This window comes from Streptomyces sp. NPDC006450, assembly GCF_040612195.1.
Taxonomy (GTDB): domain Bacteria; phylum Actinomycetota; class Actinomycetes; order Streptomycetales; family Streptomycetaceae; genus Streptomyces.
The window spans coordinates 36,434-54,971 of record NZ_JBEXPT010000033.1 but is presented as its reverse complement, the minus strand read 5'-3'; the positions used below and the strand labels follow the sequence as shown (position 1 = coordinate 54,971).

The window sequence follows — 18,538 nt, the reverse complement described above, 5'->3', positions numbered from 1 at the left end:
CAGATGTGGAAGCCCGGTAACGGGTGGAGCTGACTGGTACTAATAGGCCGAGGGCTTGTCCTCAGTTGCTCGCGTCCACTGTGTTAGTTCTGAAGTAACGAACTGTGTCATATCCGGTTGGTTAACTTCATAGTGTTTCGGTGGTCATAGCGTTAGGGAAACGCCCGGTTTACATTCCGAACCCGGAAGCTAAGCCTTTCAGCGCCGATGGTACTGCAGGGGGGACCCTGTGGGAGAGTAGGACGCCGCCGAACAATCATTGTGGGAAAGCCCCGCACCAGCCCTTACGGGTTCGGTGCGGGGCTTTTCTGCGTTTGCAGGGCTTTTTGGTTTTTGTGGCGGGGCGGCGGCCGGTGGGCGGTGGGCGGGCGGTGGCGGGTGTGCGTCACCGTTGTGGGCGAAGGGGGAGCGGGGCAGGATCTTTGGATGTCCTGCGGATGCCCGGCATGGGGTCCGGATGGATTGGCCCTGACGGCTCGTAGGGTTGTCGCATGGGCTACGACCTCGTCATCTTCGACAACGACGGCGTGCTGGTGGACAGTGAGCCGCTCGCCAACAGCATCCTCGCCGGGTACCTGACCGAGCTGGGGCACTCGACCTCGTACGAGGAGTCGCTCCGCGACTACATGGGGGCCGCGGTCCACCGGGTCCACGACCTCGTGCGGGAACGGACCGGGCGGGACCTGCCGGCCGACTTCGACACCACGCTGCACTCCCGGACCTTCGCGGCCTTCGAGCGGGAGCTCAAGCCCGTGCCCGGGGTCGAGGGGGTACTGGCGGCTCTGGTCGAGAGCGGGACCGCGTACTGTCTCGCGTCCTCCGGGAGCCACGAGCGGATCCGGGTCGGGCACCGGGCGGCCGGGCTCGACGAATGGTTCGAGGAGGAGTGGATCTTCAGCTCGGAGGACGTGGGGCAGGGCAAGCCCGCCCCCGATCTGTTCCTGCACGCCGCGGACCAGATGGGTGTGGCACCCGGCCGGTGCGTGGTCGTCGAGGACAGCCCGCTGGGTGTCCAGGCCGCGCTCGCCGCGGGGATGGACGTGCTCGCGTACACCGCGATGGTGCCCGCAGACCGGCTGCCCGGCGCCACCGGATACTTCGGCGACATGAACCAACTGGCCGGGTTGCTGGGGCTGGCGGAGGGTGCCGGCTCCGGCTACAGCGGCTACGGCGGCGGGTTCTCGCACTGACCCAATCGATATGTGATCGCTCTACCCACCGGTAGGACCGGCGCCTACGCTGAGCCGCCATGACGGCAGACGTGCGGCTGCGCCGCGGGCGCGGGGCGTTGGGATTCAGTTTCTTCGTGCAGGGCGTGGCCTTCGCGCTCCTCGTGACGCGGATCCCCGCCATTCAGGACCGGTACGGGATATCCGACGCACTGCTGCCCGTCTTCCTGGCCGCCGTGCCGATCCTCGCCGGTGTGTCCAGCGTGGTCACCGAGCACCTGGTGAAGCGGGTCGCACCCAGCACCGTACTGCGGTGGGCGCAGCCGCTCGTGTTGCTCGCACTGCTCGGGGTCGGCGCAGGCAGCGAGATGTGGCACGTGGCACTGGCCCTCGGGGCGTTCGGGCTGTTCGTGGGGGCGCTCGACGCCTCCATGAACATGCTCGGGGTGAGTCTGCAGGGCGCGTACGGGCGCAGCATCATGCTCGGGTTCCACGCCTCGTACAGCCTCGGCGGGATCCTGGGCGCCTCGGCCGCGTGGGCGGGGGCGCACTGGCACCTGTCCCTGTTCAGTTCCTATCTGCCCGCCGTGGTGGTCCTGCTGCCGCTCGCGTTCGCCGCCAGCCGGTTCTACGTCGACCAGGACGGCAAGGCCGGCGGGGCCGAGGCCAAGGGTCTCGGGCCGGGCGGGTTCAAGCTGCTGCTGCCGCTGTGCCTGGTGATGGCATGTGCGTACATCGGGGACTCGACGGTGTCGAACTGGAGCGCCAAGTACCTCCAGGACGTGCTCGGCAGCTCCGAGCAGCTCGCCACCGTCCCCTACAACGTCTACATGGTGACCACCTTGCTCGGGCGGGCCGTGGGAGACCTCGGGGTGCGGCGCTTCGGGGCCGTGGCCGTCGTACGGATCGGGACGGTCGTATCGGCCGCCGGGTTCGCCGTGGTCGCGGTGGCGCCCGGGGCGTGGGTGGGGATGCTCGGCTTCACCCTGCTGGGGTTCGGGCTGTGCGTGATCGTGCCGCAGACCTTCGCCGCGGCGGGCCGGCTGTTCCCGGGAGCCTCCGACACCGCCATCGCGCGGCTGAACATCTTCAACTACGTCGGATTCCTCATCGGGGCGCCGCTCGTGGGCGGGATCGGCGACGCCTGGAGCTATCGGGGGGCGATGCTCGTGCCGATGGTGCTGGTCCTCGTCACTCTTTTCCATGCCCGCTCGTTCGGTTCTGAGCCCGCCCGATACGGTGTCCGGCATGAGCGGCGAACCGGTGACCGGGCTGTTGATGTGGGACGAGGCGGTAACGAAGTATGACTTCGGGCCGGGCCATCCGATGGATCCGGTGCGCCTGGAGCTGACCATGGGCCTGGTACGGGCCTTCGGGCTCGACCGGGAGCTGGAGGTACGGGCGGGCCGGCCGGCCGGGGAGTCGACGCTGCGGCTGGTGCACCGCGAGGAGTACGTGGCGGCGGTGCGCGAGGTGTCCGCCGACCCCGGGGTCGCCGACGGCTCGTACGGGCTGGGGACGGCGGACGATCCGGCGTTCCACGGGATGCACGAGGCGTCCGCGCTGATCGCCGGGCAGTCCGTGGCGGCGGCCGAGGCGATCTGGCGCGGGGAGGCCGAGCACGCCGTGAACTTCGCCGGCGGGCTGCACCACGCGATGCCGGGCGGTGCGGCCGGATTCTGCGTGTACAACGACGCGGCGCTGGCGATCGCGCGGCTGCTGGAGCTCGGGGCCGAGCGGGTCGCCTACGTGGATGTGGACGTGCACCACGGGGACGGGGTCCAGGCGGCGTTCTGGGACGACCCGCGGGTGCTGACGATTTCGATGCACGAGCATCCGCGGACGCTGTTCCCGCAGACGGGCTGGCCCGAGGAGACGGGCGGGCCGGCGGCGGAGGGATCGGCGGTGAACATCGCGCTGCCCGCGGGGACCGGGGACGAGGGGTGGCTGCGGGCCTTCCACGCGGTGGTGCCGGAGCTGCTGGAGGAGTTCAGGCCCCAGGTGCTGGTGACGCAGCACGGTGCGGACACCCACTTCGAGGACCCCTTGGCGCATCTGGCGGTGTCGTTGGACGCGCAGCGGGCCGTGCAGGAGGCGTGTCACGAGCTGGCGCACTCCTGTGGGGAGGGTGGCGGGCGGTGGCTGGCGCTGGGTGGGGGCGGGTACGCCGTCGTGGACGTCGTGCCGCGGTCCTGGACGCACCTGGTGGCCATTGCCGGGCATCGGCCGATCGATCCTGAGACGGCTGTGCCGGGGTCCTGGCGGGATGCGGTGTATGCGCGGACGCGGGAGTTGGCGCCTGGGCGGATGACGGACGGGCGGGTGCCGGGGTGGCGGGGGTGGGAGGGTGGTTACGACCCTGCCGATCGGATCGACCAGGCCGTGCTCGCCACCCGGCGGGCGGTGTTCCCCCTGCGGGGGTTGCTGGCCTAGGGGTGGCCGGAAGCGGGTGTGGGCCCTGCGGGGCTGCCCCCTACCCGCCCTTCCACCCTTCCCCGGGCTCCGCCCGGACCCGCGCCCCACACGCCGGTGAGGCTGGATCGGTTGGGCCAACGGGTGGGGGAATGGCCGGAACTGGTGAGGGGTCAGGTCCGGTGCGGGAGCATCGGGAGGGTGTTGAGTACCGGCGCGTTGCGTGCGCATCTGCTGGCCGCCCGCCTGGCCGGGCCCGTCGCGACCTCCCGGGAGGAAAGCCTGCGCAGCTACCGGCTGTTCGCGGCGCGGGATCCGCGGGTGCTGCTGGGGCTGGATCCCGCGTGGGGGTGGGGCGAGGGTGAGCTGCTGCGGCTGATGGCGCAGAAGTGCGGAGTCTCGGCGGATCCCGCGCACGTCAGCGGGCCGGACGTGATCGATCCCGAGCTGACGCTCGCGGCCCTGGAGGCCTTCGCGGGGAAGCTGCGGGCGGTGGCGGTGGCGCGGGCCCCGGTGTTGTTCGGGACCGGTCACCCGCACCGGCTCCTGGGGTTCTACGCCACGTTGGCGGGGGCGCTGTCGGCGGCGGGATGTGATGTCCTCACTCCGGCGCGGGGGGCGCCCGTGGACGTGCAGACCCGGTTCGGCGTACGCACGCACCGCATCGATTACGTACGAGGGGTCGCACTGGTGCGGGAAGACGGCGTGCGGCCGGACGGGAGTGACACCGGCGCGCACTCCCATTCACCCCTGCCGGTTCGGATAGCGCTCGGGGCGCTTGCGGAGGCCGGCGGGCCGTTGCCGGAGCTGGTGGTGGGGGACCACGGGTGGGTCTGCGGTGCAGGTCAGCTCGGTGTGGAGGCGATAGGGCTGGCCGATACCGATGATCCCGCGCTGTTCGTGGGGGAAGCAGAGGGGCAGGTGTCGGTGGCGGTTCCGCTTGATGACGCGGTGCGCGCGGACTACTACCGACCCCTCACTCGCTATGTACTCAATCGGGCGAGTCTGTCGGGTCCGCATGAGTGGCCGTAGCTCCTCTTCCCCACTCGTATCACACGCCCCTACTCTGGGGAGTGAGCGTGCGACGACGGGGCGTAACCGGAGGGGAAGCCGGTGCCCGTCATGCGCGGAAGGTCAAGGTGTGTCATGGCTGCTGGCGAGAGGCCTCTCAGTGAGGTTCAGTTCCTGACCGTGGCGGAGGTCGCCTCGGTGATGCGAGTGTCGAAGATGACCGTGTACCGCTTGGTGCACAACGGACATCTGCCCGCAATCCGGGTGGGCCGGTCCTTCCGGGTCCCCGAAAACGCGGTTCACGAGTACCTTCGCGAGTCCTTTGTGGGGGTGGAATCGGCCTGAGGGCATGGGTCGGGAGCCCGGCGTTACCCTTCGGGGGCACTCGGATTACAAGCTCAGAGCTCGGGCGGGTAGGCTAGGCCGACGTAGGTCGTGTGGGCCCCGACGCCCCGCACCGAATGAAGAGAAGTGAGCGAGGGTAGTCGTGGGCTCTGTTATCAAGAAGCGGCGCAAGCGGATGGCTAAGAAGAAGCACCGCAAGCTGCTCAAGCGCACCCGCGTCCAGCGCCGTAACAAGAAGTAAACGGTAGCTGTACGTGTTCTCCGCAGCCCCTCCACCATTCTGGTGGGGGGGCTGCGGTGCAGCCGGAGACGGTTGTTCCGATCTAGGGAGGCGCTGAGCTCGTGGGGAAGGTCGTGCTGGTCACCGGGGCTGCCCGGCAGCTGGGGGGCCGCTTCGTGCGGCGGATCCAGCGGGACCCGGAGGTCGAGCGGGTGATCGCGGTCGACGCGGTGACCCCGCCGCACAGGCTCGGCTCGGCAGAGTTCGTCCGTGCGGACATCAGACAGTCGGCCATCGCCCGGGTGCTGGCCGAGAACGCCGTCGACACGGTGGTCCATCTCGCGGTCACCGGGGGAGCGGCGACGGGCGCGGGCTCCGGCTCGTACAGCACCGTCAAGGAAACCAACGTCATCGGGACGATGCAGCTCCTGGGAGCCTGCCAGAAGTCCCCGACGGTACGGCGGCTCGTGGTGAAGTCCAGTACCAGTGTGTACGGGGGCACCTCGCGGGATCCGGCCGTCTTCACCGAGACCACGCAGCCCAAGTCGCTGCCCGCCGCCGGCTTCGCCAAGGACGCCGTCGAGGTCGAGGGGTACGTACGGGGCTTCGCGCGCAGGCGGCCCGACGTCGCGGTGTGCGTGCTGCGGTTCGCGAACATCCTGGGGCCCTTCGCCGACTCGGCGCTCGCCGAGTACTTCTCGATGCCGTTGATCCCGACCGTGCTGGGCTATGACCCGCGGTTGCAGTTCGTGCACGAGGACGACGTCCTGGACGTGCTGCGGCTGGCTTCGCAGACCAGCGGGCCCGGCGGGCTCAGCGGGACCTTCAACATCGCCGGCGACGGGGTGCTGCTGCTGTCGCAGTGCGCCCGGCGGCTGGGACGTCCGACGGTGCCGCTGCTGCTGCCCGCGGTGACCTGGGTCGGCGCGGCGCTGCGGGCGGTCGGGGCGACGGAGTTCTCGCCCGAGCAGATAAGGCTCCTCACGCACGGGCGGGTCGTGGAGACCACGCAGATGCGCGAGGTCCTGGGATTCGAGCCGATGTATACGACCGCCGAGACCTTCGCCGACTTCACGCGGAGCCGGGGCAGCGGGCTGCTGCCGCCGGAGCGGGTGGGACGGGCCGTGGACCGGGTGGCCGGGTTGCTGGACGTGGACATGGGCATGGACATCGATGGGGCCGCGGGCGCAGTGGCCGAGGGAGCGAAGCGATAGTGGCGGACGCCAAGGTCATTCCGTTCGACGAGGACCGGCCGCGACGGCGGTCCTCGCCCGCCCGGCGGGTACGGGTGGCGCCGGAGGCACCGGTCACGCCCGTCACGGCGGAGCCGGTCGTGGAGGCCGTACCGGATCCGGTGGCGGCGGGGGACGGCTGGGACCGGCGGATCGCCGGCGGGCTGGCGTTCCTGCGGCGCCGGATCACCGGGGAGTACGAGGTCGACGCCTTCGGCTACGACAAGGAGCTGACGGACCAGGTCCTGATGTCCCTGCTGCGGCCGCTGTACGACAAGTACTTCCGGGTCGAGGTCAAGGGCATCGAGAACATCCCGAAGGAGGGCGGTGCGCTGATCGTGGCGAACCACTCCGGGACGTTGCCGCTGGACGGTTTGATGCTCCAGGTCGCCGTGCACGACCAGCACCCGGCGCAGCGGCACCTGCGGCTGCTGGCCGCGGACCTGGTGTTCATGCTGCCCGTGGTGAACGAGCTCGCACGGAAGGCCGGGCACACGCTGGCGTGCGCGGAGGACGCGCAGCGGCTCCTGGAGGCCGGGGAGCTGGTGGGCGTGATGCCCGAGGGCTTCAAGGGGATAGGGAAGCCGTTCGGAGACCGGTACAAGCTCCAGCGGTTCGGGCGGGGCGGGTTCGTGTCGACCGCGCTGCGGGCGGGGACGCCGATCGTGCCGTGCTCGATCGTGGGGGCGGAGGAGATCTACCCCATGATCGGCAACTCGAAGACGCTGGCACGGCTGCTGGGGATTCCGTACTTCCCGATCACGCCGACGTTTCCGCTGCTGGGTCCGTTGGGTGCGGTGCCGCTGCCGACGAAGTGGACGATCCAGTTCGGGGAGCCGATCTCGACCGACGGCTATGCGGCCGAGGCTGCCGAGGATCCGATGCTGATGTTCAACCTGACGGATCAGGTGCGGGAGCAGATCCAGCACACGCTGTACAAGCTGCTGGTGCAGCGGAGGTCCGTGTTCTTCTGACGAGCACGGCCTTCTGACGAGCACGGCCTTCTGGCCAGCACGGCCTTCTGGCGAGCACACAGCCTTCCGACGCGCCGTTGCCGGGGCTCCGCCCCGGGCCCGCGCCCGAAAACGCCTGCGGGGCTGGATTGCATCCAGCCCCGCAGGCGTTTTCGCTAGTCGGCGTCCTCCGCCTTGATGCCCAGGCCTGGAAGGAGGCCGGGGAGGAGGGGCGGGAGGGTGATGTCCGGGTGGGCGGGGGTCGGGGCGGGTGCGGACTCGGACGGGGTGGACTCGCCCGTGGGCGGGTTCAGGAGGTTGCCCGTGCCGCCCAGGAGACCGCCGCCGCCCGGGGGCGGGGCCTTCGGGGAACCCGAGGCTGACGGTGCGGGGGCCGCGGACGGGGTGCCCTGAGGGGGCGTCGCCTGCTGCTTGCCCGCCGGGGCGCTCGGCTTCGTGGAGGGGCCGGAGCCGCGGGTCTGTTCCGGAGGCTTCGGGAGCAGACCCTGGAGCGGCGCCACGTCTTGGTCTATGGCCTGGAAGACCGACTCCACCTCACCGCCCACGTCCGTGAGCTGCGCCGGGAGATTGCCCCGGAGCTTGGCCCACGCGTCCCGGTGCGAGCGGGAGAACGAGGACAGCGCCTGGATCGGGCCGAGCGAGCCGTCCCGTTCGTAGGCGGCCTGGAGCAGCCGGTGGCCCTCCGAGGCATCGTGCTTCATCCCCGCGAGGGCTCGGCGGATCGCGCCGAGGGACTCGTGGTCGAGTGCGCCGAGACGGCCGCGCTCCATGAGCCGGCGGGCTTCCGACAGGCGGTTCGAGGCCTGGTCGAGATAGAGCTCGCCCCGGTCCGAATCGTCGTCGGCCATCCCGAGCCTGATGTCCTCCATGCCCCGCTTCACGGGGTACAGGTGGTCACCCGGCAGGGCGTCCGTGCTGGCAGCGGCCACTCCGCTGAAGGCCCCCGCGGCCACACCTACGGTGAGACCGCCTGCCGCGATGCCCTTGGACCAGCGGGAGCGGGGCCGCAATTTCCGGAGCGAGGTCGCCCGGTGGGCGCCGCGGCCGGTCCGCTGTTCGGGCACCTGAGGGTCGGCGGCCACGCCGCCTCCGGCCCTCTCTTCCATCACCTTGGCTTCCATGGCGGCAATGAGCTGGGCTCGTTGCACCACTTTGACCTCGGGGTCCAGCACCGGGCGCGGCATTCTTTCGCCGAGCACGTTCGCCAGGGCCAACAACCGGTCGTGGTCGGCAGGTTCGGCAGGTGCCTCGGACTGCTCGGCCGCCGGGTCCGGTTCCGAAAGGTCGGACGGGGTCCGCTCCTCCAGGGCCTGGGCGAAGGCGTTCGCCCGCCGGTGCGGAGTCACGTTCGCGATCACTGGCGGCACCTCCTCTCGTCATGACGATCGACTCCCCAAGGTGTCCGGAAGGTTGCCTTCCTTGAGCACATCCACTCTTTCGAGTGAGCGGCTTCGGTCAGGGCTTGTCCACAGGGAGCCTGCATTCCCCACAACGAGCGGCGCGGCACTTGGGTTACGGACGAAGGATGATCGGACCACAGCGTCGTCGGATTCGACGGTGTCGTCCCTGTCGTCGGGGGCGTCGGTGTCATCAAGGTCATCAGGGAGGTGTACCGAAATGTGAGAGGAGGGCGGCGTCAGCGGGCGTCGTCGGGGAGCAGGCGGGCCAGGGTGCGGACCGCCCGGTACTGGAGGGTCTTGATGGCACCCTCGTTCTTTCCCATCACCCTGGCCGTCTCGGCGACCGAGAGGCCCTGCAGGAAGCGCAGGGTCACGCACTCCTGCTGCTGCGGATTGAGTTTCCGTACGGCTTCCAGCAGAGCCGCGTTGGAGAGGGACTCCAGGACGGAGTCCTCGGGGGACCTTTCCACCTCGTTGGCGTCGAGCATTTCGCCGGTGGTGACTTCCAGGCGGAAGCGGCTCGACTTGAAGTGGTCGGCGACCAGGTTGCGGGCGATCGTCACGAGCCAGGCACCGAAGTCGCGGCCCTGCCAGGTGAAGGTGGAGATGCGGCGCAGCGCACGCAGGAAGGTCTCGCTGGTGAGATCCTCCGCGGTCGCTTTGCCGCCGACGCGGTAGTAGATGTAGCGGTAGACGGTGTCGCTGTACTGGTCGTACAGGCGACCGAAGGCATCGGCTTCGCCGGCCTGGGCGCGTTCGACCAGGTCCATCATGCGGGCCTGGTCGCTGTCCGCGGTGGGGCGGCGGGCGGCGGGCGCGGTGGTCCCGGCGGCTGCGCCCCCGGCGCGACCACGTCTGCCCACCGTCGCTCCGCCGTCGGTCAGGGCATAGCAAGGACCGGCCGGGCCGAGTCCGGCGGGGACCGCGGTGGCGAATGCGGGGACGGTGTACGCGGTGGGGACGAAGCCGCGCAGCTGGTCGAGGACCGTTGCGCGCAGCGTAGCCAGGCCCGAGGCGTCAACCCCGACAGGTGGGTACACGGGACTCCCAGAGGCAGAGCTTCCATCACGTGCAGTGCGGGACCGTTCACCCGTCGTAGCGACAGATGGCGGTGGCATGCGTTTGAGGAGAATAACGCTTCGTACAGGCAGCGCTACACCCAGTTGCTCAAATCACCGATTACGACACTTCTGTTGCGTGTCGAGGGCATATTCAGGCACAGATGGTGATCGATTCTTGATCACTTGGGAGCGCGGAATGCCTGCTTCCACGGTGGCTCGCGACCGAGTAGGGCAGGGCGGAGTGCCGCGCCGGGGGTGCGGGTAGAGGTGAGCGAATGTCCCGGGCAGGGGAGGGCGCGGGGCGTGGTGGGGCGGGGGGCCGGTCAGGGCCCCGTAGCTGCTACTTGCGGCGGCGGTGCAGGGCGATCGCGGCGGCCGTGCCGCCCGCGATCGCACCGACGCCGGCGGCGGCCGGGACGCCGATCTTCACGGCCTTGCGGCCGGTCCGATAGTCGCGCAGGCGCCAGTCGTTGGTGCGGGCATGCTTGCGCAGTTTTGTGTCGGGATTGATCGCGTACGGATGTCCGACCAGCGACAGCATCGGAATGTCGTTGTGCGAATCGCTGTACGCCGCGCAGCGCGCGAGGTCCAGTCCCTCGGCGGAGGCCAGGGCGCGGACCGCCTCCGCCTTGGCGGGGCCGTGGAGCGGCTCGCCGACCAGTCGGCCGGTGTAGACGCCGTCCACGGACTCGGCGACGGTGCCGAGGGCTCCGGTCAGGCCGAGCCGGCGGGCGATGATCGTGGCCGTTTCGACGGGGGCGGCCGTGACGAGCCAGACCTTCTGTCCGGCGTCGAGGTGGGCCTGGGCCAGGGCGCGGGTGCCCGGCCAGATCCGCACCGCCATGTACTCGTCGTAGATCTCCTCGCCGATGGACATCAGTTCGGAGACCTTGTGTCCCTTGACGATGGACAGCGCGCTGTCGCGGGCGTCCTGCATGTGCTCGGGGTCCTCGACCCCGGCGAGCCGGAACCAGGCCTGCTGCCAGGCGAAGCGGGCGAGCTCGCGGCGGCGGAAGAACTCACGCTTGTAGAGGCCGCGGCCGAAGTGGAAGATCGCGGCGCCCTGCATGACGGTGTTGTCGAGGTCGAAGAAGGCGGCGGCCAGGTCGTCGCCGGCGACGGGGAACTCGGGCTCAGCAGCCGCGGGCGGCTCCTGCGGGGCCTTCGCCTCCGCCTCCGCCGCGCGTTCCGCTTCCGCGGTTCCGGGGAATTCCGGTCCGGCGAGTGGTTCGTCGGCCAGCGCGGTCTTGCGGGCGGCCTCGGCCGAGGCCTCGCCTGCCAGCACGCTCCGCGCGGTGGCGGAGCGCCTACGGGGGGTGAGCCATCCCAGAGCGGCCATGACGCGAGCATAGCCACTGTGTTCGGGAGTTCCCGAACCGATGGGAATCGGGGATGTGAACTCTTCGGTGCGCCGGGCGGGGGCCGGTCGGCGTGCGGGCGCGGGAGAATGGGTGCATGAGTCCTTTGCTGCGCCGTGCCGAGAAGAAGCGTCCGCAGGAGCGGGTGGTCACGCTCATCGGGAAGCCGGGGTGTCATCTCTGTGATGACGCCCAGGAAGTGGTCGAGAAGGTCTGCGCCGAGACGGGCGCACAGTGGGAGAAGAAGGACATTTCACAGGACGAGGAGTTGTACCGCCTGCACTGGGAGCAGATTCCGGTCGTGCTGGTGGACGGAGAGCAGCACACCTTCTGGAGGGTGAACCCTGACCGGCTCCGACGGGCATTGCAGGCTTGAGCCGTCGGGCGGTTACCATCATGGGCGATTTATGGGGTCTCGGGGGCGTATTGGTGAGGAGTGTGTACCGTTTTGCCCCCTTCGGGAATTGAACGGGTTCGGCGTGTCGTCGGTTCCCGGTCCATACGCCCAAGGCGCGTGACCCCGGTCACTTTGCTCGGACAAAGCGGACACAATCTTTGTGCACGCGTTCACAAAGACATAGCCTGCATTCGACGGGGTGGTCCTGGGACAAGTGGCCACCTGCAGCCCCGCTCATCCCGCAGGAGCATCGTGGCAACTGGCCGAACTCACCGACCGGCGACCCGCAGCCGAGGTATTCCCGAGGCCACTGTCGCCCGGCTTCCGCTGTACTTGCGCGCCCTCACCGCGCTCTCCGAGCGATCGGTGCCCACGGTGTCCTCCGAGGAGCTGGCCGCGGCCGCCGGAGTCAACTCCGCGAAGCTCCGCAAAGACTTCTCCTACCTCGGCTCCTACGGGACCCGCGGGGTCGGGTACGACGTGGAGTACCTCGTCTACCAGATCTCCCGCGAGCTCGGGCTGACCCAGGACTGGCCCGTCGTCATCGTCGGCATCGGTAACCTCGGCGCCGCTCTGGCCAACTACGGCGGTTTCGCCTCGCGCGGGTTCCGCGTGGCGGCGCTCATCGACGCCGACCCGGCCATGGCCGGCAAGCCCGTCGCCGGCATGCCCGTGCAGCACACCGATGACCTGGAGAAGATCATCGAGGAGAACGGTGTCTCGATCGGGGTCATCGCGACCCCGGCGGGGGCCGCCCAGCAGGTCAGCGAGCGGCTCATCGCCGCCGGCGTCACGTCCATCCTGAACTTCGCGCCGACCGTGCTGTCCGTGCCCGAGGGCGTCGACGTGCGCAAGGTCGACCTGTCGATCGAGCTCCAGATCCTGGCCTTCCACGAGCAGCGCAAGGCCGGCGAGGAAGCCGCCGCCGCTGCCGCCGGGGTCTCCCCCGCGGGCACCGGCACCGGGGCGGCTCCGGCCGCCGCCGTCGTGCCGCCCGCCGGCCGGGCCGCCGCCGTCGCACGCAAGGGCGGACCCGACGGGGACGTCCCGGCGGTGATGCCGGCATGAGTCTGCTCGTCGTAGGGCTGAGCCACCGCAGTGCGCCCGTGAGCGTGCTGGAGCGCGCTTCGCTGGCCGCCGATGCCAAGGTCAAACTGCTGCACGACACGCTGGCCGCGGAGCCGGCGGCCGAGGCGGCGGTGCTCGCCACCTGCAACCGGATCGAGCTGTACGCCGACGTGGACAAGTTCCACGCGGGTGTCGCCGAGCTGTCGACGCTGCTGGCGCAGCACAGTGGTGTCGCGCTGGAGGAACTCACCCCTTATCTGTACGTGCACTACGAGGACCGGGCCGTCCACCACCTCTTCTCGGTGGCGTGCGGGCTGGACTCGATGGTGGTCGGCGAGGGGCAGATCCTCGGGCAGATCAAGGACGCGCTGGCGCTGGGGCAGGAGCTCCACACGGCAGGGCGTCTGATCAACGATCTTTTCCAGCAGGCGCTGCGGGTCGGCAAGCGGGCGCACTCCGAGACCGGGATCGACCGGGCGGGGCAGTCGCTGGTGACCTTCGGGCTGGAGCAGCTCGCCGTACGGGTGCCGGTGGAGGAGTGGGCCGCGGGAAAGCGGGCGCTCGTCATCGGGGCCGGGTCGATGTCGTCGCTGGCGGCGGCGACGCTGGCGCGGGTGGGTGTCGCCGAGGTCGTGGTGGCGAACCGGACCGCCGATCGGGCGGAGCGGTTGGCCGAGATTCTGGTTGCCTCGGGCACCGGGGTCACGGCTTGCGCCGTGCCGATGTCCGCGGTCGCGGGTGAGCTGACTCGGGTCGACGTCGTCGTGTCCTGCACGGGGGCGACCGGGCTCGTGCTGACCGGGGACGACGTGGCCGCGGCCATGGAGGAGCGCCCTGCGGGGGCCGTCCCCTCCTTCGGACCCGATGCGGGTGCGGCGCCGTTGCCGGGGGCCGGCCCCCGGACCTCCGCGCCCCAAACGCCGGCCGGGCCGGACGCCGCTGAGCCCGTCCGCCTGGATTCCGTCGACGCCGAGCTCGTCGCGCGGCTTGCCGTGCTGGCGGCCGGGGGGCGGCGGATCGCCGATGCCGGGGCCGTGCGCAGCAAGGTCGCCGTCGAGGAGCGGGACGGGTGTCCTGTGGGACTCGAGGCGCCGGCTTCCGACCCGGGGCGGACCGCCGACGGGCGGGCCGCGCTGGCCGGGGTGGACGCCGGGTCGCTGGAGCTGCACGGGACCTGGGCCGACCAGGGCGAGGCCGCCGCGCAGCGGCAGCCGCGCAGGACCGTACGGAGCCAGGACGACGCGCCCGTACGGCTCGCGCTGCTCGACCTGGCCATGCCGCGCGACATCGACGCCGCCGTGCACCGGATCCCCGGGGTGCGCTTGGTCGACATCGAGTCGCTCGCCGAGGCGAGCGCCGATGCGCCCATGGCCGCCGACGTCGACGCCGTGCGCGGGATAGTGGCCGCGGAGGTGGCCGCCTTCGGGGCCGCTCAGCGGGCCGCGCACATCACGCCCACCGTGGTCGCCCTGCGCGCCATGGCCGCCGAGGTCGTCGCCATGGAAGTGGCACGGCTCGACGGGCGGGTGCCCGATCTCGACGACCGGCAGCGGGCCGAGGTCACTCAGACCGTGCGCCGCGTCGTAGACAAACTCCTCCACGCGCCCACCGTGCGCGTCAAGCAGCTCGCGAGCGAGCCCGGCGGCGCCGGGTACGCCGAGGCGCTGCGCGAACTCTTCGATCTCGACCCGCAGACGGTGGCCTCCGTCAGCCGGGCCGACGAGGCTGACAAGAACCACGACTCAGGACGGGCATCATGAATCCACGTCTCGACCAGCCGCTGAGGCTCGGCACGCGGCGCAGCAAGCTGGCCATGTCCCAGTCCGGGCATGTCGCCGAGGCGGTACGGGCGATCACCGGCCGGCCCGTCGAGCTCGTGGAGATCACGACCTACGGTGACGTGTCCCGCGAGAGCCTTTCGCAGATCGGCGGCACCGGCGTCTTCGTCACCGCCCTGCGCGAGGCCCTGGTACGCGGCGAAGTCGACTTCGCCGTGCACTCTCTGAAGGACCTGCCCACCACGCAGCCCGCCGAACTCGTCATCGCGGCCATGCCGCGGCGCGAGGACCCGCGCGACGCGCTCGTCGCCCGCGACGGCCTGACCTTCGAGCAGCTGCCCGACGGTGCGCGCATCGGCACGGGCTCGCCGCGGCGCAGGTCGCAGCTGCACGCCTACGCCAAGTCGCTGGGCAAGGTCATCGAGACCGTCGCCATCCGCGGCAACGTCGACACCCGGATCGGCTTCGTGAGGAACGGTGAGCTCGACGCCGTCGTGCTCGCGGCCGCCGGGCTCAACCGGATCGGCCGCGGCGACGAGGCCACCGACCTGATCTCCGTGGACAACATGCTGCCCGCACCCGGCCAGGGTGCCCTGGCCGTGGAGTGTCTGGCGTCCGAAACGGACCTGATCTCCGCGCTCGCCGAGCTCGACGACCCGTACACCCGGGCCGCCGTGACCGCCGAACGCGCCCTGCTCGGCGCCCTGGAGGCCGGCTGCAGCGCCCCCGTGGGCGCGCTCGCCGACCTGTTGGCCGACGGGCAGATTGTCAATGAGATGCGCCTGCGTGGAGTCGTGGGAACCCTCGACGGTTCCACGCTGGTGCAGCTGTCCACCACCGGTCCCGTGCCCCAGTCGTACGACGAGGCCATGGCGCTCGGCCGCGAACTCGCGGACGAGATGCTGGCCAAGGGCGCGGCCGGTCTGATGGGGGAGCGGTCGCTTTGAACCCCTCAAGCCCAACCACCTCCGCATGTCCGGCCGTCGCCGTCCAGGGGCACGTCACCTTCCTCGGTGCCGGCCCGGGCGACCCGGGACTGCTGACGCTCCGCGCCGTGGAGGCCCTGGCCGCCGCGGACGTACTGATCGCGGAGCCCGAGGTGCTCGAGGTCGTACGTACGCATGCGCGCGCGGGGGTGGACACGCCGCAGCTGACGATTGCTGACGAGAAGTCAGCAGCCGCCGGGGTCCCGGTCATCCGAGATGCCGCCAATCTTGTCATGGAGGCCGCGCGCTCCGGCAGGCGGGTCGTCCGTGCCGTCACCGGCGACCCCGGACTCGACGGGAACGCGGCCGAGGAGATGCTCGCCTGCGCCACCGGAGGCATCCCCTTCGAGGTCGTCCCCGGAGTCGCGACCGCCGTCGGCGTTCCCGCGTACGCCGGTGTTCCGCTGACCGGCACGCAGGGTGCGGACGTGAGGTTCGTGAACGCGCGGACCGCCTCCCCGCGCTGCTGGAGCGAGGTGGGCGCCAGCGACGGCATCCTCGTGGTCTCCGCGACGCTGGAGACCGTCTCGGCGGCGGCGGCCGATCTGATCGGCGCCGGGCGCAAGCCCGACACCCCGCTCACCGTGACCGTGGCCGGCACCACCACGCGCCAGCGCACCTGGAGCGCGACCCTGGGGACCATCGCCCAGGTGTTCAAGCAGGGCAAGATCCTTCCCTCGCCGGAGGGTGCCCGCTCCGTCATAGCCGTGGTCGGGGAGCACGGCGCCGTCGCGCGCCGCGAGGAACTGTCCTGGTTCGAGTCGAAGCCGCTGTTCGGCTGGCGCGTGCTCGTCCCGCGGACCAAGGAGCAGGCAGCCTCGCTCTCCGACCAGCTCCGTTCGTACGGCGCGGTGCCCCACGAGGTGCCGACCATCGCCGTGGAGCCGCCGCGCACCCCGCAGCAGATGGAGCGTGCGGTCAAGGGGCTCGTCACCGGCCGCTACGAGTGGATCGCCTTCACCTCGGTGAACGCGGTCAAGGCCGTACGCGAGAAGTTCGAGGAGTACGGGCTCGACGCCCGTGCCTTCGCCGGCATCAAGGTCGCCGCCGTCGGCGAGCAGACCGCCGCCGCGCTGGTCGAGTTCGGCGTCAAGCCCGACCTCGTGCCCAGCGGCGAGCAGTCCGCGGCCGGACTGCTGGAGGACTGGCCGCCGTACGACCCGGTCTTCGACCCGATCGACCGCGTCTTCCTGCCGCGCGCCGACATCGCCACCGAGACCCTGGTCGCCGGGCTCATCGAGCTCGGGTGGGAGGTCGACGACGTCACCGCCTACCGGACCGTGCGCGCCTCGCCGCCGCCGCAGGACACGCGTGAGGCGATCAAGGGCGGCGGCTTCGACGCCGTGCTCTTCACGTCGTCGAGCACCGTGCGCAACCTGGTCGGCATCGCCGGCAAGCCGCACAACGTCACCGTCATCGCGTGCATCGGCCCGGCCACGGCCAAGACGGCCGAGGAGCACGGGCTCCGCGTCGACGTGCTGTCGCCGGAGCCGAGCGTGAGCAAGCTGGCGGAGGCCCTGGCGGAGTACGGGGCCGCGCGCCGCGAGGCCGCGAAGGAGGCCGGGGAGAACGTGTACCGGCCGAGCGAGCGGCGGCCGGGGGCGCGCAGGCGCCGTACGACCTGATGGCCGCCTTAGCGGTGTTACGTGACGGGGCCCGGGTGCGATGCGCACCCGGGCCCTGTGGCATGTTCCGGGCATGACGGCACTGGGGGAAGCGGTACGGGCGGGCGACACCGAGGCGGTACGGACGCTGCTGGGGGAGGGCGTGGATCCGGACGCCCCGGACGGGGACGGACTGCCGCCGCTGTGCGCGGCGGTGGCGGCGTTCGCGTACGGGACGGCCGAGCTGCTGGTGGCGGCCGGCGCGGACCCGGACCGGGTGCTGACGGACGGTACGACCCCGCTGCTGCGGGCCGTCGAGAGCGGCTCCCCGGCGGTGGTCGGCGCGCTGCTGTGGTCCAGGGACCTGCCGGAGCCGGGGGAGCGCCTGCCGGAGGCCGAGCGGGCACGGCTGCTGGATGCGGCCCGGCGCTGGTACGGGGCGGGCGCGGAGGCGGAGCTGCGGCGGCTGACGGGGGCGGTCGGCCGGGCGCAGACCTCGTGGGTGGAGGAGCAGTGGTGCCGGGTCGAGGAGGTCGGGCTCGGCGGGCGGACGGTGCGCGCGGGACACGGCGCCGTACTGACCACCCTGGAGTGGGTGTTCGGTGTTCCGGTCCCCCTGGAGGAACTGGTGGCCCGCGCCGTCCGGCACACCGACTCCTCGCACGTGGACTGGTCCACGGCCGGCTTCCGGTTGGAGAAGCGCCTCGCGGAGGGCAGCCGGGACGTGGTGACCGCTCTGCGGCACCACCCGTCCCCCGTCCACCGCCGCTTCGCCGCCGACTGGCTGCTGAGCCGGCAGTGGGGCCTCGGGGCCGACGCGTACCCGTATGCGGAGGAGGACCGGGAGCTCCTGGCCGCCTGGGCGGACGTGGAGGGGGACCCCGAGGTCCTCGCGGTGGTGCTGTGGGCCCTCACCGAGTACGACGCGGGCCATCCGAGGCTGGGGGCCATCGGCCTGCGGTACGCCGTCCACCCGGAACCCGGGGTGCGCTTGCGGGCGGTGGACTGCCTGTGCTGGTCCGACGGGCCGTGTCCGGCCGCGGAGGGCGAGGCCCTGCGGCTCCTGGCGGGCGACCCCGACGACGAGGTGCGGTACTGCGCCGTCCTGCGCCTGCTGGAGGGGGAAGAGGACGTGGACGCCCTGCGGGGCGTGGTCCGCGACCTGGTCCGGGACCCGCGGAGCCCGGTGCGGCAAGGGGCCGCGGACTACCTGGCGGAGTCCGGCGACCGGACGGCCGATGCCACGGAGCTGTTGCTGTCCCTAGTGGACGCCGACGACTGGCTGACCCGGATGATCGGCGCCTACGGGCTGGCCCTGCGGGACCATCCGGACACCCCGCAGGCGTACGCGAGGGCGGAGGAGCTCGGCCCGATCCGCTCGCCCGACCACCGGTGGAACGCCTTCTGGGACTGGAAGGAGCGCAACCGCCCCGCCGGTCCGGCCGATCCGGACGACGGGGCGGGGCCGGGGCGGGCCGGGCTCTAGGCTGGTCCCGACTGCTGTCGAAGCTCGAAGAGGCGAC

Annotated in this window: 17 protein-coding genes and 1 rRNA gene; 15 read left to right on the top strand and 3 right to left on the bottom strand. The window is 71.2% G+C overall.

Features of this window, described 5'->3' with window-relative positions; all coding sequences use genetic code 11:
- Positions 1-136: 136 nt before the first annotated feature.
- From rrf to ABZY57_RS13565, 9 genes are all read left to right on the top strand, one after another.
- Positions 137-254 (top strand): 5S ribosomal RNA (gene rrf / locus ABZY57_RS13605).
- A gap of 237 nt (positions 255-491) precedes the next feature.
- A complete protein-coding gene (locus ABZY57_RS13600) occupies positions 492-1,190 on the top strand; it encodes an HAD family hydrolase (protein WP_356511382.1) in 699 nt (232 codons plus the stop codon).
- 59 nt (positions 1,191-1,249) lie between these two features.
- A complete protein-coding gene (locus ABZY57_RS13595) occupies positions 1,250-2,476 on the top strand; it encodes an MFS transporter (protein ID WP_356511380.1) in 1,227 nt (408 codons plus the stop codon).
- On the top strand, positions 2,448-3,602 hold the full coding sequence (locus ABZY57_RS13590) for an acetoin utilization protein AcuC (protein ID WP_356511394.1): 1,155 nt from the start codon (positions 2,448-2,450) through the stop codon (positions 3,600-3,602). The genes ABZY57_RS13595 and ABZY57_RS13590 overlap by 29 nt, the downstream gene beginning before the upstream one ends.
- A 180-nt stretch (positions 3,603-3,782) precedes the next feature.
- On the top strand, positions 3,783-4,613 hold the full coding sequence (locus ABZY57_RS13585; protein ID WP_356511378.1) for a phosphatase: 831 nt from the start codon (positions 3,783-3,785) through the stop codon (positions 4,611-4,613).
- Positions 4,614-4,727: 114 nt separating this feature from the next.
- Positions 4,728-4,937 carry a helix-turn-helix domain-containing protein gene (locus tag ABZY57_RS13580; RefSeq protein ID WP_162688852.1) on the top strand — a complete coding sequence of 70 codons (210 nt, stop codon included), beginning with the start codon at positions 4,728-4,730 and terminating at the stop codon, positions 4,935-4,937.
- Positions 4,938-5,079: 142 nt separating this feature from the next.
- The gene (locus ABZY57_RS13575; protein ID WP_003948845.1) at positions 5,080-5,178 is read left to right on the top strand and encodes an AURKAIP1/COX24 domain-containing protein; all 99 of its coding nucleotides are present in this window, start codon (positions 5,080-5,082) and stop codon (positions 5,176-5,178) included.
- 101 nt (positions 5,179-5,279) lie between these two features.
- A complete protein-coding gene (locus ABZY57_RS13570; RefSeq protein WP_356511376.1) occupies positions 5,280-6,371 on the top strand; it encodes an NAD-dependent epimerase/dehydratase family protein in 1,092 nt (363 codons plus the stop codon).
- A complete protein-coding gene (locus ABZY57_RS13565; RefSeq protein WP_356511374.1) occupies positions 6,371-7,363 on the top strand; it encodes a lysophospholipid acyltransferase family protein in 993 nt (330 codons plus the stop codon). The genes ABZY57_RS13570 and ABZY57_RS13565 overlap by 1 nt, the downstream gene beginning before the upstream one ends.
- Positions 7,364-7,518: 155 nt before the next feature.
- Here the strand turns inward: ABZY57_RS13565 and ABZY57_RS13560 are convergent, their stop codons facing one another.
- The 3 genes from ABZY57_RS13560 to ABZY57_RS13550 all read right to left on the bottom strand — a co-directional run bounded on the left by ABZY57_RS13560 (position 7,519) and on the right by ABZY57_RS13550 (position 11,163).
- Positions 7,519-8,721, bottom strand: a complete 1,203-nt coding sequence (locus tag ABZY57_RS13560; RefSeq protein WP_356511372.1) for a DUF5667 domain-containing protein — start codon at positions 8,719-8,721, stop codon at positions 7,519-7,521.
- A 278-nt stretch (positions 8,722-8,999) separates the two neighbouring features.
- Entirely contained in the window at positions 9,000-9,803 is an 804-nt protein-coding gene (locus ABZY57_RS13555; RefSeq protein WP_356511371.1) for an ECF subfamily RNA polymerase sigma factor, BldN family, read from the bottom strand.
- A 361-nt stretch (positions 9,804-10,164) separates the two neighbouring features.
- Entirely contained in the window at positions 10,165-11,163 is a 999-nt protein-coding gene (locus ABZY57_RS13550; RefSeq protein WP_356511369.1) for an HAD-IB family hydrolase, read from the bottom strand.
- 116 nt (positions 11,164-11,279) lie between these two features.
- Here ABZY57_RS13550 and ABZY57_RS13545 point away from each other — a divergent pair, with 116 nt between their 5' ends.
- From ABZY57_RS13545 to ABZY57_RS13520, 6 genes are all read left to right on the top strand, one after another.
- On the top strand, positions 11,280-11,558 hold the full coding sequence (locus ABZY57_RS13545) for a glutaredoxin family protein (protein WP_356511367.1): 279 nt from the start codon (positions 11,280-11,282) through the stop codon (positions 11,556-11,558).
- Positions 11,559-11,831: 273 nt separating this feature from the next.
- Entirely contained in the window at positions 11,832-12,647 is an 816-nt protein-coding gene (locus ABZY57_RS13540) for a redox-sensing transcriptional repressor Rex (RefSeq protein ID WP_356511366.1), read from the top strand.
- On the top strand, positions 12,644-14,407 hold the full coding sequence (locus tag ABZY57_RS13535; protein ID WP_356511364.1) for a glutamyl-tRNA reductase: 1,764 nt from the start codon (positions 12,644-12,646) through the stop codon (positions 14,405-14,407). Before ABZY57_RS13540 ends, ABZY57_RS13535 begins: the two co-directional genes overlap by 4 nt.
- The gene (gene hemC, locus ABZY57_RS13530) at positions 14,404-15,372 is read left to right on the top strand and encodes a hydroxymethylbilane synthase (RefSeq protein ID WP_356511362.1); all 969 of its coding nucleotides are present in this window, start codon (positions 14,404-14,406) and stop codon (positions 15,370-15,372) included. Before ABZY57_RS13535 ends, hemC begins: the two co-directional genes overlap by 4 nt.
- The gene (locus ABZY57_RS13525) at positions 15,369-17,036 is read left to right on the top strand and encodes a bifunctional uroporphyrinogen-III C-methyltransferase/uroporphyrinogen-III synthase (RefSeq protein WP_356511360.1); all 1,668 of its coding nucleotides are present in this window, start codon (positions 15,369-15,371) and stop codon (positions 17,034-17,036) included. The genes hemC and ABZY57_RS13525 overlap by 4 nt, the downstream gene beginning before the upstream one ends.
- A 73-nt stretch (positions 17,037-17,109) precedes the next feature.
- A complete protein-coding gene (locus ABZY57_RS13520) occupies positions 17,110-18,501 on the top strand; it encodes a HEAT repeat domain-containing protein (RefSeq protein WP_356511358.1) in 1,392 nt (463 codons plus the stop codon).
- Positions 18,502-18,538 lie beyond the last annotated feature (37 nt).

Coding starts and splice junctions, on each gene's coding strand:
- ABZY57_RS13600 (WP_356511382.1), top strand. CDS start 492: ATGGGCTACGACCTCGTCATCTTCGACAACGACGGCGTGCTGGTGGAC.
- ABZY57_RS13595 (WP_356511380.1), top strand. CDS start 1,250: ATGACGGCAGACGTGCGGCTGCGCCGCGGGCGCGGGGCGTTGGGATTC.
- ABZY57_RS13590 (WP_356511394.1), top strand. CDS start 2,448: ATGTGGGACGAGGCGGTAACGAAGTATGACTTCGGGCCGGGCCATCCG.
- ABZY57_RS13580 (WP_162688852.1), top strand. CDS start 4,728: ATGGCTGCTGGCGAGAGGCCTCTCAGTGAGGTTCAGTTCCTGACCGTG.
- ABZY57_RS13550 (WP_356511369.1), bottom strand. CDS start 11,163: ATGGCCGCTCTGGGATGGCTCACCCCCCGTAGGCGCTCCGCCACCGCG.
- ABZY57_RS13545 (WP_356511367.1), top strand. CDS start 11,280: ATGAGTCCTTTGCTGCGCCGTGCCGAGAAGAAGCGTCCGCAGGAGCGG.
- ABZY57_RS13535 (WP_356511364.1), top strand. CDS start 12,644: ATGAGTCTGCTCGTCGTAGGGCTGAGCCACCGCAGTGCGCCCGTGAGC.
- hemC (WP_356511362.1), top strand. CDS start 14,404: ATGAATCCACGTCTCGACCAGCCGCTGAGGCTCGGCACGCGGCGCAGC.
- ABZY57_RS13520 (WP_356511358.1), top strand. CDS start 17,110: ATGACGGCACTGGGGGAAGCGGTACGGGCGGGCGACACCGAGGCGGTA.